Below are 13,964 nucleotides of genomic sequence, written 5' to 3' on the forward strand. Positions count from 1 at the left end.
AGGCCCCGGCATGCAGGTGATCCACGCGATCCGGCTTCTTGTCCTGGTTGTTGCAATAATGTTGCACAACCAGGCAGTGGCATTTACGGTCACATTCATTTCGCCGGGGCACCAGAATGAAGCCTTCTGGCTGAGCGCGGTCCGTGCGATGCAGGCTGCTGCCGATCAGCTCGACATCCAGCTGGAAGTGCTGTCCGCCGAGCGCGACCCCGTGCAGATGGTAAAGCTGGTGCAGGCCGTCACCGAGCGTCGTCGCAAGCCGGACTACCTGCTGCTGGTCAATGAAAAACTGGCCGGACCAGCCATGCTGTCGCTGGCCGATCAGGCCGGCATCCCCTGTTTTCTCAGCTTCAACCCCTTGACTCCCGCCCAACTGCAAACCAGCGGCCTGCCACGACAACGGCTCAAATACTGGCTGGGTTCACTGACACCGGATAACGCCATGGCCGGCAGCCAGACCATGAAAGCCTTGCTGGAAGAAGCCTCCCGTCGCTTTCCGCCCGGAACGCCACTCCATGTGCTGATGATGGCGGGAGATCGCTCCACGCCAGCATCTACCTTACGGATAGAAGGCGCACGCCAGATTCTGGCCACGACACCCAATGCCACCTTGACCCAGCTGGTTTATGGCGAGTGGGAAAGCAAACGTGCCATGCAGCAAGGCATATGGTTGTTGCAGCGCTATCCGCAGATCAATCTGGTATGGGCGGCCAATGATGAAATGGCGTTCGGCATGGAAGAAGCCATCCGCCAAAGTGGCAAGCAGGCCGGAAAGACGGTATTGCTCAGTGCCATCAACAATTCGCCGCGCGCCATGCAGGAAAGACGTGACGACAAGCTTGCAGCCCTGGCCGCCGGCCATTTCATGACTGGTGCATGGAGCCTGGTGCTGCTGTACGATTACCATCACGGTCATGACTTTGCCAGCGAGGGACTACAGCTGCACCCCACCATTTTCAGCACGGTCTCCCGTCAACAAGCGCAACGCTTTTTACAGTTATTCGCCGATAATGATTACAAGGGCATCCGTTTCAGGCAATTCAGCAAATTCGCCAATCCGGCATTGCAACGCTATGCCTTTGGCTTCAGCACACTGCTGAACTAGGAGTTTGTTCATGCCCACCCGCCGACTCACCCGCCAGCTGATATGGCAGTTACTGCTGTATACCCTGCTGTTTGGCGTGGCCGTCATCACGCTCAAGGCCGTGGTGGTATGGCGCGACGGGCAGCGGGAGATGAATGCCATTCCCGACACGGTTTCCCGTCTTTACCTACCACTGCTGGGACAAAGCGCCTGGGATGTGGACATTCCGGCCATTCAGTTGCAACTGCGGCTGATTGGGCAGATTCCGGGTGTGCAAAGCGTGGAAGTGCGTACCGAACTGGGTCAGTCACTGCGCTACGATAATCCGGCCCTGCAAGACCAGTACAACCGTGAGGAATATCACCTGCCGCTGGCCTCCCCGCATGGCAAGGACAGCATTGGCACCTTGCAACTGCTGGTTTCGCGCCAACCGGTCTACCAGGCCATGTGGCATGAAGTGCTCAGTGCCACCTTGCAGTTTCTGCTGGGCTTCTTCGGCCTTGCCCTCTTGTTGTGGTGGCTGTTCAACCGCCAGTTGGTGAAGCCGCTGCAGGACATGGCGCAAACAGTACGCAATTATCAACCGGGCCAGGCATTGCCCCCCTTGCTGCCCGGCTCACCCGACCAGGTGGTGGATAATGAGCTGAGCGAACTGGCACGTGCCTTTCGCAGCATGAGCGACAATATCAACCGCCATCTGGCCGAACGCAGCGGAATTGAAAACGAGCTGGCCAGCCATCGCGACGAACTGGCAAGGCTGGTGGCCGAACGCACCCGGGAGCTGGACCAGCTACTGCGCTTTCAGCAGCTGATTGCCGGTATCTCCACCCGCTTCATCAATATCCCGTTACACGATATTGATCAGGCCACCGACATGGCGCTGGGAGAAATCGGCCAGTTCATGCAGGTGGAGCGCTGCTATCTGGTGAGCTTCTCCGACGCCTGGCTGGTCGACACCGTGCATGAATGGTGCGCCTCCGGCATTTCCCCCACTACCCACACCTTGCTGGGAGAAAGCCTGCAACAGCGCAGCTTCGCCTGGCAGCAATTGCAGCAGTTCGGCGTGCTGTCACTGGATGCCTTGTCTGCCCTTCCCGCCAGCGCCACCCTGGAACGCCATGAGCTGGAAAGCCATCAGGTGCAAAGCCTGTTCATGCTGCGCATCGACCATATGGGCCGGCCGATCGGTTTGTTCGGCTGCGATATGGTAAGCCGCCAACGCCAGTGGCAGGGCAAGGAGCAGCAGCAAGCCCGTCTACTGGGTGAAACACTGGCCAATACCATCATCCGCCGCCAGCAATTGCAAACCCTGAGCAGCACCCAGCAACAATTACGCAATGCCAATGCCGACCTGGCACGCATGGCCTTCAGTGACGGCCTCACCGGTATTGCCAACCGGCGCTATTTTGATGAGCAGTTGCTGGAGTGTTTCACCCAGGCACGCAGTCAACACCAGAGCCTGAGCGTGATGCAGATCGACATCGATTACTTCAAGCAATTCAACGACAGCTACGGGCATCTGGCGGGCGACCAGTGCCTGCGTCAGGTTGCGCAGTGCATACAGTCGCAGCTGGCTGGCACGACAGCGCTGGCCGCACGGGTGGGAGGTGAGGAATTCGGCGTCCTGTTACCCGGCTATCACGCTGCTGACAGCCTGGCACTGGCCGAGGTCCTGCGTCAGGCCATCTGGCAACTGGCCATTGCCCATCGCAACAGCTCGGTTGGCGACCGGGTCACCATCAGCATTGGCGTTGCCACCTTGCAGGACAATCACTACGCCAGCCAGCAACTGATGCGGGATGCCGACCTGGCGCTGTATCGCGCCAAGAACCTGGGTCGGAATCAGGTGGTACAAGCCCAGACGCCACCTCATATATTGGCCTGAGCCGCAGTGGACAAAAAAAGCCCGGTTATAAACCGGGCTTTTTCCGATGGTGCGACTATGCGGCCATTACAGGCCCAGACGCTGCCATACCGTGGACACCAGGCCAGCCTGGTTCAGGGTGTAGAAGTGCAGGCCCGGCGCACCATTGGCCAGCAGGCGGTCGCACAGCTCGGTCACCACATCCAGACCCAGGGCACGAATGGAGGCCGCATCATCGTAATAGGATTGCATGCGCTGACGCAGCCAGCGCGGCACTTCGGCCCCGCACATATCGGAGAAGCGGCACAGCTGACCGAAGTTGGCAATCGGCATGATGCCCGGCACGATGGGAATGTCCACACCGCGCGCCTGCGCTTCGTCGACAAAGCGGAAGTAGGCATCCGCATTGAAGAAATACTGGGTCATGGCCGAATTGGCACCGGCTTTTACCTTGCGCACGAAATTGTTCAGGTCATCCTCGGCCGACTTGGCCTGCGGGTGGAATTCCGGATAGGCAGCCACTTCAATATGAAAATGTTCGCCATGCTCGCTGCGGATGAACTCGACCAGCTCATTGGCATAGCGGAATTCACCGGCAGCCACCATGCCGGACGGCATGTCACCACGCAGCGCCACAATGTGACGGATGCCGTGATTGCGGTATTCGTTGAGGATGGCGCTGATGTTTTCCCGTGTCGAGCCGATACACGACAGGTGCGGTGCCGCGGCATGCCCTTCGCTGCGGATCTCCAGCACGGTGGACAGGGTGCCATCGCGGGTGGTGCCACCAGCACCGAAGGTCACCGAGAAAAACTGCGGCTTGAACTGGGCCAGTTGCTGGCGGGTAGTACGCAGCTTGGCCACGCCCTCGGGGGTCTTGGGCGGGAAAAACTCGAAGCTGAAGGTTTTTTTCTGTTCGTTCATGATCGTCTCTGTCCCTGCTCGGGGCGGCAGGCTTTAGTTTTTATACTGCAGCGTGTCGAAGCGGTAGTGGCCCGCAGATAGAAAAACGGACAGGTGCATCATACCCTGCCCTGTCCGTTTGCCTTACAGCCCGCTATCAATAACGATAGTGCGCCGGCTTATAAGGGCCCTGCTTCGGTACGCTGATGTAGGCGGCCTGCTCGTCGGACAGCTCGGTCAGGTTGGCACCGATACGCTTCAGGTGCAGGCGGGCCACCTTCTCGTCCAGATGCTTGGGCAGCACATACACTTCCTTGCCGTACTTTTCACCGTGCTGGAAGATTTCCATCTGCGCCAGCACCTGGTTGGTGAAGGAGTTGGACATCACGAAGCTGGGGTGGCCGGTAGCGCAGCCCAGGTTCACCAGACGGCCTTCGGCCAGCAGGATGATGCGCTTGCCATCCGGGAAGATGATGTGGTCAACCTGCGGCTTGATGTTGTCCCACTGGTACTGGCGCAGGCTGGCGACTTCGATTTCGCTGTCGAAGTGGCCGATATTGCACACGATGGCGTTATTGCGCATTTTGACCATGTGCTCATGGGTAATCACCGATACATTGCCGGTGGTGGTAACGAAGATGTCGCCCTGATCGGCCACGTCATCCATCCGCACCACGCGGTAGCCTTCCATCGCGGCTTGCAGCGCGCAGATCGGGTCTACCTCGGTTACCCATACGGTGGCACCCAGGCCACGCAGGCTTTGGGCGCAGCCCTTGCCCACGTCACCGTAGCCCAATACCACGGCGACCTTACCGGCGATCATCACGTCGGTAGCACGCTTGATGCCATCCACCAGCGATTCGCGGCAGCCGTACAGGTTGTCGAACTTGGACTTGGTCACCGAGTCGTTGACGTTGAAGGCCGGGAACGGCAGACGGCCTTCTTTTTGCATCTGGTACAGACGATGCACGCCGGTGGTGGTTTCTTCGGTCACGCCCTTGATATGCGGCAGACGCTTGGAATACCAGTGCGGGTCTACTTCCAGGTAACGGGCAATGGCAGCAAACAGCGCGGTTTCTTCTTCGTTGGACGGATGGCTGATGACGCTGCGGTCTTGCTCGGCCTTGCTGCCCAGCATCAGCAGCAAGGTGGCATCGCCACCGTCATCCAGAATCATGTTGGCTTCCTGACCTTCCGGCCATTCGAAGATCTTGTGGGAGAACTCCCAGTATTCATCCAGGCTTTCACCCTTGAAGGCAAATACCGGGATATTGGCTGCGGCAATGGCGGCAGCGGCGTGGTCTTGCGTGGAGAAGATATTGCAGGAAGCCCAGCGTACATCGGCACCCAGTTCCACCAGGGTTTCGATCAGCACGCCAGTCTGAATGGTCATGTGCAGCGAACCGGCAATGCGGGCACCGCGCAGCGCTTCTGGTGCGCGTATTCTTCACGCAGCGCCATCAGGCCGGGCATTTCGGTTTCGGCGATTGCAAGTTCCTTGCGGCCCCAGGCTGCAAGATTGATGTCAGCTACGTGAAAATCGGAGAATTCAGCCATCGTGCAAAGTCCTTTCACACGCCGGCCGGAACGCGGCTCACCCGCTATTCCGGCATCGGCACGGAGATTAGTCAGGTGAGCGCCGTTTGCAAGAAGCCCGAGCCTGGGGATTGACCTCGCAGCGCTCCTCGGGAATGCCGTAATTATACCTAGAGACACAAAAATGTGAATGAAACTTGCACAACAGGGGTTAAACTAAAACGTTGCGGTAAATATAGTCACTTTGCATAGCGGGTCTCATGTCTCTTGTTTTTACCTCCATTTCAGCCATTTCCGGGTTAGCCGCCCTCAGTGCTGCCACCATCGGCATCCTGGCTTGGGAAAGGCGCAAGGTAAGCGGAGCCCGCTATCTGGCCTGGCTGATGCTGGCTGTCACGGTCTGGGCCGGCGCGGCCACCATAGAGCTGTCCTCCACCCTGCTGCGCGACAAGATTTTCTGGTCCAAGGTGGAATACCTGGGCACCCTGAGTGTGCCGGTACTGTTTTTCCTGCTGGCCGCCGATTACAACCAGCTGGAACGCGCACTACGTCCACGCACCATCATGCAGTTATTGCTGATTCCCCTGTTCAGCCTGGCACTTGCGCTTAGCAATGAAAAGCATGGCTTGATCTGGCGCAGCTTTCAGCCTTCTCCCTCCGGACACAATCTGCTGATTTTCAATCACGGGCCTTTGTTCTGGTTACTGGTTGCCGGGTATTCCTATCTGATGATGCTGCTTGGCTCACTGCTCTTGCTGCGTACCCTGCACTTTTACTCGCCTCATTACCGCGGCCAGTCGCTCATCCTGATGCTGGGCGCCATTGTCCCGTGGATAGGCAATCTGCTGTACCTGTCAGGCAATATCAGCTGGCAAGGACTGGACCCCACACCGCTGTGCTTTGCCGCCACCGGTGCCATTTTTGCCTTCGACCTGCTTTACCTGCGCATGTTGTATGTGGTGCCCATCGCGCGCGGTACGCCTTCAATGCCATGGGTGACGGCATTGTGGTGATAGACAATGAAAAAACCATTCTGGATATCAATCCGGCAGCTGCCAACCTGTTTGGCAAACCGGCAGGTGTGCTGTGCGGACAGCAATTGCAGATTGCCGCCCTGGTTGCAGTGGCAGATCAGGATGGCTCGCATCAGGTGGAACTGAACGGGCCAGGCTCGCGTCCATTCTGGAAGTGCGCGCCTTTCCCATCCGTGAAAGCGGCGTTACCCTGGGTGGGCGCATGCTGGTGCTGCGTGATATTTCGCGGCAGCGTCTGGCGGAGGAGGCCTTGCATCAGGCCTATCTGCAACTGAAAACCCGTATCGACGAAATCGAAACCTTGCAGGACACACTGCGGGAGCAGGCCCTGCACGATCCGCTCACCGGCCTGTACAACCGTCGTTATCTGGAAGAAACCCTGGGCCGGGAAATCAGCCGGGCTGGCAGGGAACAGCGCTCGCTGACTTTTGCGCTGATTGATCTGGACAACTTCAAAAGCATCAATGACCGCTTTGGTCACATCATTGGCGACACCGTGCTGTGCGCACTGGCCGACTTGCTGCGCGCCCATTGCCGGCAGGCGGATATTGTCTGTCGCCTGGGTGGCGAGGAGTTCATCGTGGTGCTGCCTTCGGCAGACCAGCGCAATGGCTGGATGCGCATGGAGCTACTGCGACAACGCTTCTCCGAGTTACAGTTCCAGGCCGAGGAGCAGCGCTTTCAAACCAGCTTCTCTTGCGGCATTGCCTGCTTTCCGCAGGATGGCAATAATTTTGCCCGCCTGTACCAGCTGGCGGACATGGCGTTGTATCAGGCCAAGGCCAAGGGCAAGAACCAGGTTTTACTGCACGCCCCCACTCCGGCAGTCGCGGAGGACTCCAGCCCGACGGAAAACAGTCCGCACACCCCGACGCAAAACGCAGGCAGTGAATGAAAAAGGCCGGGAATATATCCCGGCCTTGTTTGACATCACACGCCTTACTTCACGATACGCAGGCTGGGACGACCACCCGCACGCGGCGGGGTTTCCGGTGCCGGGCTGTCTGCGTCGGCATCAGCCACCGGCTCAGTGGCCGCACTGACCGGCTGCAAGGCAGGTTTGCCTGGTGTCTGACCCAGTTCAACCTCGAAGCCCATTCCTTCGCCGGTTTCCCGCGCGAAAATCGACATCACATTGCCAACCGGCACCCAGATATCACGCGATACACCGGCAAAGCGGGCGGAGAACGACAACCACTCGTTGTCGATGCGCAGATTATGGGTTGCACTGGCGGCAATATTGAGCACGATTTCGTTGTTCTTCACGTATTCGCGCGGGACATCGGTATGCTCATCCACCCACACCACCACAAAGGGGGTGTGACCATTATCCGTACACCATTCATACAGTGCGCGGAGCATATATGGCTTGGTACTGGCGCTCATGGTCATCCTTACTTGCGCATGGCCTTTTCGGACGGGGTCAGCGAATCAATGAAAGACTGACGCTGGAAAATGCGTTCGGCGTATTTCAGGATGGGAGCAGCATGCTTGCCCAGGTCGATGTTGTAATGCTCCAGGCGCCACATCAGCGGAGCGATGGCCACATCGATCATGGAGAACTCTTCACCCAGCATGAACTTTTGCTTGGCAAATACCGGTGCAATGGTGGTCAGGCCATCACGGATGGCTTCACGCGCCTTGGTGGCTTCCTTGCCGGAAGCGCCGGCTTCCAGCACTTTCACGTGGCAGAACAGTTCGTTTTCGAAACGGTGCAGGAACAGGCGGGCACGCGCACGCATCACCGGGTCGGCCGGCATCAGTTGCGGGTGCGGGAAACGCTCGTCAATGTATTCATTGATGATGTTGGATTCGTGCAGGATCAGGTCACGCTCCACCAGTACCGGCACTTCGTTGTAGGGATTCATCACAGCCAGATCTTCCGGCTTGTTGTGAATGTCTACATCGATGATCTCGAAATCCATGCCCTTTTCATACAACACGATACGGCAACGTTGGCTGAAGGGGCAGGTAATTCCAGAATAAAGAGTCATCATGGCTTGCGGATATCCTTGACAGGAGCTGTCGATTTCGATCAAAGAAGGGATTTTACCATTTTCGGGATGGCAATTTCCACAACTAGATCACAACACCATGATTACAAAAGAAAAAAGGCGGAAATATCCGCCTTTTTCTTTGAACTGCACCAGTACTTAGTGCACGTCTTTCCAGTATTCCTTCTTCAGGAAGTAGGTCAGTGGCAGCAGCAGCACACCCAGGAACAGCAGCACAATGTAGCCGATCTGATGGCGCTTCACCTGAGCCGGCTCACCAATGTACACAAGGTAATTGGTCAGGTCAGCCATACGCTTGTCAAACTCGGCGGTATTGGCCTTGCCGTTTTCCAGCTTGGTGAGGGTACCGGCCTTGACCAGTTCGAGCTTGTGCTCTTCATGGCCTTCAGCATTTTTCTCGGTCTTCAGTACTTGCTCACCTTGCATTTCCCACAGCACGTGCGGCATGCCAACCTTGTCGAACACCAGATTGTTCCAGCCGGTCGGACGGGACGGATCACGGTAGAAGCCACGCAGGTAGGCGTACAGATAGTCTGCACCACGGGAACGGGCAATCAGCGAGAGGTCCGGCGGCGCCGCACCCAGCCACAGTTTGGCGTCCTTCTTGTCCATGGAAACATTCATCTGGTCGCCGATCTTGGCACCTTCCGGCAACAGGTTGGCCTTGATCTGCTCTTCAGTCAGGCCAATGTCTTCCAGACGGTTGTAGCGCATGGCGCTGGCCGAGTGGCAGGACAGGCAGTAGTTGCTGAACAGCTGGGCACCACGTTGCAGGCTTTCGGTGTCCTGAATGTCGATCGGAGCCTTTTCCAGCTTCGGCCCTTCATTGGCCAGAACCGTGCCGCTTACCGGCAACACCAGCGCCATGGCAGCGATCAGGTGGCGGATTTTGCTTTTCATATGTCCTTTCCCCTTGCTTACACGTTGGTGGCGAACAGGTAGGCCGCAATCACGGTCACTGCCACCAGCACCAGGAACTGCAGCTGACGCTTGCCATTGGTGTCCGTCACGCGGGTCGGTACCGGTACGGTGCCAACGTCGTTCTTGGTGTAGAACGGCATGCCCAGGAAGAAGGCGAAGTAGACGAACGACAGGATCTGCGAGATCAGGGTTCGACCAGCTGTCGGCGGCATGGCACCCAGGATGCCCAGGCCGATGAAGGCGATGATGAACAGCACCAGCATGAACTTGAACTTGGGACCGCGATAACGGATGGACTTGATCGGGGAACGATCCAGCCACGGCAGGAAGGCAATCACCACTACGGCAGCACCCATGCCGATCACACCCCAAACCTGGGTACCCAGGAAGGACGGAATGGCACGCAAGATGGCGTAGAACGGGGTGAAGTACCATACCGGCGCAATGTGCGGCGGGGTCTTCAGCGGGTCAGCCTGGTCGAAGTTCGGGTGTTCCAGGAAGTAGCCACCCATTTCCGGCAGGAAGAACACGATGATGGAGAACACGATCAGGAACACGGCCACACCGAAGATATCCTTCACGGTGTAGTAAGGATGGAAAGGAATGCCATCCAGCGGGATGCCCTTTTCGTCCTTCAGTTTCTTGATTTCCACGCCATCCGGGTTGTTGGAACCCACTTCGTGCAGCGCGATCAGGTGAGCCACCACCAGGGCCAGCAGCACCAGCGGCACGGCAATCACGTGCAGGGCGAAGAAGCGGTTCAGCGTGGCATCGGACACCACGAAGTCACCACGGATCCACACCGACAGGTCCGGGCCGATTACCGGGATGGAACCGAACAGGTTCACGATCACCTGCGCACCCCAGAAGGACATCTGGCCCCAAGGCAGCAGATAACCCATGAAGGCTTCAGCCATCAGGCACAGGAAAATCAGGCAACCAAACACCCATACCAGTTCGCGCGGCTGCTTGTACGAGCCGTAGATCAGGCCACGGAACATGTGCAGGTAAACCACCACGAAGAACATGGAAGCACCGGTGGAGTGCATGTAGCGGATGATCCAGCCACCTGCCACATCACGCATGATGTATTCCACCGAGGCAAACGCTACCGGGATGCCGGCTGCGTTCAGGTTGCCATCCGGCTTGTAGTTCATGGTGAGGAAGATGCCGGTCACGATCTGGATAACCAGAACCAGCATGGCCAGCGAGCCGAAGAAGTACCAGAAGTTGAAGTTCTTCGGTGCGTAATACTCGGTAACGTGCTCTTTCAGCATCGATGACAGCGGGAAGCGGTCGTCAATCCAGTTCAGCAGCTTTTGTCCTTTGCTCATTTTTCCCCCTCAGCTTATTTGTCGTCGCCAATCAGCAGGCGGGTATCGGACAGATACTTATGCGGCGGAATTTCCAGGTTCTTCGGCGCCGGCACACCCTTGAACACGCGGGCAGCCAGGTCGAACTTGGAACCGTGGCACGGGCAGTAGAAACCACCCAGCCATTCCGGACCCAGATCGGCAGGTGCCAGATCAGGACGGAAAGTCGGCGAACAGCCCAGATGGGTACAGATGCCCACGGCAACCAGCAGTTCCGGCTTGATGGAACGGCCTTCGTTCTGGCAGTACTTGGGTTGTTGCTCTACTTCGGACTTGGGGTCCACCAGCTTGGGGTCGTTCTTCGGCAGATCGGCAATCTGCTGCTTGGTGCGGGACAACAGCCATACCGGCTTGCCGCGCCATTCAACGTTGATCTTCTGGCCCGGCTCCAGCTTGCTGATATCCACCTCAACCGGTGCGCCAGCAGCTTTTGCCCGTTCAGACGGGAAGAAACTCATCAGAAACGGCGTTGCCACCCCGGCAACCGCCACACCCCCAACAGCGCTGGTTGCTACCGTCAGAAACCGACGGCGCCCCGTATCGACTTGTTGTTCACTCATTACAGTCATCCTCAAACGTGGAAACCGAGCTTAAACTTCAAACCAGACGATTTTACCTGATTAGCAGTAGGGACATGAAGCGCCTATGCAAATAAATTGACCTATGTCGGCCGGATTTGTCTAAACCGGATTGAAAAGATCGACAAATTCCACATTTATGCCGTGTAAATGAGAAATTTTCTCACCCAGCGCCTGCACTCCGTAACGCTCGGTGGCATGATGTCCGGCAGCAATGAATGCCACACCGTATTCGTTGGCCAGATGAAAACACTGCTCGGACACTTCGCCCGTCACAAAGGCCTGTACACCCAGAGCGATTGCCTCTTCAAAGAAACCCTGCGCCCCGCCGGTACACCAGGCAACCTTGCTTACTCTTTGATTTTCATCACCCAACAGCTGGGCAGGGCGCCCCAGCAGCATGCTGACATGATCGGCAAAATCCCGTGCACTACCCGCCGTGGGCCAGCTGCCATGCCACAGTAATCCCTGCTCACCACTCTGGCCGGCCACATCCAGCCCCAGCACGGCAGCCAGCCTGGCATTGTTGCCAAGCTCGGGATGAGCATCCAGCGGCAGGTGGTAAGCCAGCAGGCTGATGTCATGTTGCAGCAATTTGGCCACACGCTGCCGCTTCATGCCCACCAGCCGGGCATCTTCGCCCTTCCAGAAGTAACCATGGTGCACCAGGATGGCATCCGCCTGGCGCGCAATGGCCACATCAATCAGCGCCTGCGAAGCAGTCACGCCGCAGACAATGCGCGCTACTTCCGCCCTACCCTCCACTTGCAGGCCATTGGGCGCATAGTCCTTGTAGCGCCACGGTTCCAGCCATTGATCGATGCTGTTCAACAATTGCATTAATTGCATGGGACACCTTTGCCTGGTTCTGAATGCGCTTATTGTGCCAGAGATAAGACGCGCTACCTGTTTGCGATCCAAAAACAAAAACCCCGCACAAGTGCGGGGTTTTCAGGTTCAGCGAGAGGCCAAAGCAGCTTACATCATGCCGCCCATGCCGCCCATGCCACCCATGTCCGGCATGCCGCCAGCAGCCGGCTTGTCTTCCGGCAGTTCTGCGATCATGCAGTCGGTGGTCAGCATCAGGCCGGCAACGGAAGCAGCGTGTTGCAGGGCAGAGCGGGTTACCTTGGCCGGATCCAGCACGCCCATTTCCAGCATGTCGCCGTATTCGCCGGTAGCAGCGTTGTAACCGAAGTTACCCTTGCCTTCCAGTACCTTGTTCACCACAACGGACGGCTCGTCGCCAGCGTTCTTGACGATCTGACGCAGCGGAGCTTCGATGGCCTTCAGTACGATCTTCACGCCAGCATCCTGATCGACATTGTCAGTCTTCAGGCTGTCCAGGGTGGAGCGAGCGCGCAGCAGGGCCACGCCACCGCCAGCGACAACGCCTTCTTCCACAGCGGCGCGGGTAGCGTGCAGCGCGTCTTCAACGCGAGCCTTCTTCTCTTTCATTTCCACTTCGGTGGCAGCGCCAACCTTGATCACGGCAACACCGCCAGCCAGCTTGGCCACGCGCTCTTGCAGTTTTTCGCGGTCGTAATCGGAAGAAGCTTCTTCGATCTGGCGACGGATTTCACCAACGCGAGCCTGGATGGCATCAGCCTGACCAGCGCCGTCGATGATGATGGTGTTTTCCTTGCCCACTTCGATGCGCTTGGCTTGGCCCAGCATGTCCAGAGTGGCTTTTTCCAGGGTCAGGCCCAGTTCTTCGGCAATCACGGTACCGCCGGTCAGGATGGCGATATCCTGCAGCATGGCCTTGCGACGGTCGCCAAAGCCCGGAGCCTTGACAGCAACCACCTTCAGGATGCCGCGGATGGTGTTGACCACCAGGGTAGCCAGTGCTTCGCCTTCAACATCTTCGGCGATGATCAGCAGCGGACGACCGGATTTGGCCACTTGCTCCAGTACCGGCAGCAGGTCGCGGATGTTGGAAACCTTCTTGTCGAACAGCAGGACGAACGGATTGTCCAGAGCGGCAATCTGTTTTTCCTGGTTGTTGATGAAGTACGGGGACAGGTAGCCGCGATCGAACTGCATGCCTTCCACCACGTCCAGTTCGTTGCTCAGGCTCTTGCCGTCTTCAACGGTGATCACGCCTTCCTTGCCCACTTTTTCCATGGCGGTGGCGATGATTTCACCGATGTCGGAATCGGAGTTGGCGGAAATGGAACCAACCTGAGCGATTTCCTTGGTGGTGGCACATGGCTTGGCGATCTTGGCGATTTCACCTACCAGGGAAACCACAGCCTTGTCGATGCCGCGCTTCAGGTCCATCGGGTTCATGCCGGCGGCAACAAACTTCATGCCTTCCTGCACGATGGCCTGGGCCAGAACGGTAGCGGTAGTGGTACCGTCGCCAGCCACGTCGGAAGTCTTGGAAGCAACTTCCTTCACCATCTGTGCGCCCATGTTTTCGAACTTGTCTTTCAGTTCGATTTCCTTGGCAACGGATACACCATCCTTGGTGATGGTCGGCGCGCCAAAGGAGCGGTCCAGCACGACATTGCGGCCTTTCGGGCCCAGGGTAACCTTGACGGCGTCAGCCAGAATGTTGACACCAACCACCATCTTGGCGCGTGCGGAATCACCAAACTTTACGTCTTTTGCAGCCATGCTCAAATCTCCAGAATTCTATGTAAAGGATCGT

Annotated in this window: 12 protein-coding genes, 2 pseudogenes and 1 riboswitch; of the genes and pseudogenes, 5 read left to right on the forward strand and 9 right to left on the reverse strand. The window is 57.6% G+C overall.

Going from position 1 to position 13,964, the window contains the following annotated elements:
- The first annotated feature begins 58 nt into the window (after positions 1-58).
- The gene (locus tag AWT75_RS11010) at positions 59-1,105 is read left to right on the forward strand and encodes an ABC transporter substrate-binding protein (protein ID WP_062789165.1); all 1,047 of its coding nucleotides are present in this window, start codon (positions 59-61) and stop codon (positions 1,103-1,105) included.
- Between the two features lie 10 nt (positions 1,106-1,115).
- The gene (locus AWT75_RS11015) at positions 1,116-2,969 is read left to right on the forward strand and encodes a diguanylate cyclase (RefSeq protein WP_062789166.1); all 1,854 of its coding nucleotides are present in this window, start codon (positions 1,116-1,118) and stop codon (positions 2,967-2,969) included.
- 66 nt (positions 2,970-3,035) lie between these two features.
- Here the strand turns inward: AWT75_RS11015 and metF are convergent, their stop codons facing one another.
- Both metF and ahcY read right to left on the reverse strand, forming a co-directional pair.
- Complete coding sequence (gene metF / locus AWT75_RS11020) at positions 3,036-3,872, reverse strand: methylenetetrahydrofolate reductase [NAD(P)H] (RefSeq protein ID WP_045846644.1); 837 nt, start codon at positions 3,870-3,872, stop codon at positions 3,036-3,038.
- Positions 3,873-4,008: 136 nt separating this feature from the next.
- A pseudogene (gene ahcY, locus AWT75_RS11025) lies at positions 4,009-5,408 on the reverse strand (adenosylhomocysteinase).
- Between the two features lie 70 nt (positions 5,409-5,478).
- Positions 5,479-5,544: riboswitch (S-adenosyl-L-homocysteine riboswitch) on the reverse strand.
- A 103-nt stretch (positions 5,545-5,647) separates the two neighbouring features.
- Here ahcY and AWT75_RS11030 point away from each other — a divergent pair.
- The 3 genes and pseudogenes from AWT75_RS11030 (at position 5,648) to AWT75_RS11035 (ending at position 7,316) form a co-directional block, all read left to right on the forward strand.
- On the forward strand, positions 5,648-6,400 hold the full coding sequence (locus AWT75_RS11030; RefSeq protein WP_062789167.1) for a histidine kinase N-terminal 7TM domain-containing protein: 753 nt from the start codon (positions 5,648-5,650) through the stop codon (positions 6,398-6,400).
- Positions 6,379-6,435, forward strand: a pseudogene (locus AWT75_RS23840) (hypothetical protein); the annotation flags it as partial. The gene AWT75_RS11030 and the pseudogene AWT75_RS23840, both read left to right, overlap by 22 nt.
- Before the next feature lie 140 nt (positions 6,436-6,575).
- A complete protein-coding gene (locus tag AWT75_RS11035; protein WP_062789168.1) occupies positions 6,576-7,316 on the forward strand; it encodes a GGDEF domain-containing protein in 741 nt (246 codons plus the stop codon).
- A gap of 44 nt (positions 7,317-7,360) precedes the next feature.
- Here the strand turns inward: AWT75_RS11035 and AWT75_RS11040 are convergent, their stop codons facing one another.
- The 7 genes from AWT75_RS11040 to groL all read right to left on the reverse strand — a co-directional run bounded on the left by AWT75_RS11040 (position 7,361) and on the right by groL (position 13,930).
- A complete protein-coding gene (locus AWT75_RS11040; protein WP_045846739.1) occupies positions 7,361-7,807 on the reverse strand; it encodes a ClpXP protease specificity-enhancing factor in 447 nt (148 codons plus the stop codon).
- Positions 7,808-7,815: 8 nt separating this feature from the next.
- On the reverse strand, positions 7,816-8,418 hold the full coding sequence (locus AWT75_RS11045; RefSeq protein ID WP_062789192.1) for a glutathione S-transferase N-terminal domain-containing protein: 603 nt from the start codon (positions 8,416-8,418) through the stop codon (positions 7,816-7,818).
- A gap of 156 nt (positions 8,419-8,574) precedes the next feature.
- On the reverse strand, positions 8,575-9,336 hold the full coding sequence (locus AWT75_RS11050; RefSeq protein WP_062789169.1) for a cytochrome c1: 762 nt from the start codon (positions 9,334-9,336) through the stop codon (positions 8,575-8,577).
- 17 nt (positions 9,337-9,353) lie between these two features.
- On the reverse strand, positions 9,354-10,691 hold the full coding sequence (locus AWT75_RS11055; protein ID WP_045846649.1) for a cytochrome b: 1,338 nt from the start codon (positions 10,689-10,691) through the stop codon (positions 9,354-9,356).
- Positions 10,692-10,705: 14 nt separating this feature from the next.
- Positions 10,706-11,290, reverse strand: coding sequence for a ubiquinol-cytochrome c reductase iron-sulfur subunit (gene petA, locus AWT75_RS11060; RefSeq protein ID WP_045846650.1), 585 nt, complete (start codon positions 11,288-11,290; stop codon positions 10,706-10,708).
- A gap of 120 nt (positions 11,291-11,410) precedes the next feature.
- Entirely contained in the window at positions 11,411-12,157 is a 747-nt protein-coding gene (locus tag AWT75_RS11065) for a Nif3-like dinuclear metal center hexameric protein (RefSeq protein WP_062789170.1), read from the reverse strand.
- A 129-nt stretch (positions 12,158-12,286) separates the two neighbouring features.
- Complete coding sequence (groL, locus tag AWT75_RS11070; protein ID WP_045846652.1) at positions 12,287-13,930, reverse strand: chaperonin GroEL; 1,644 nt, start codon at positions 13,928-13,930, stop codon at positions 12,287-12,289.
- Positions 13,931-13,964: the final 34 nt, after the last annotated feature.

The sequence above is a fragment of the Aquitalea pelogenes genome (assembly GCF_001515305.1).
Taxonomy (GTDB): Bacteria; Pseudomonadota; Gammaproteobacteria; order Burkholderiales; family Chromobacteriaceae; genus Aquitalea; species Aquitalea pelogenes.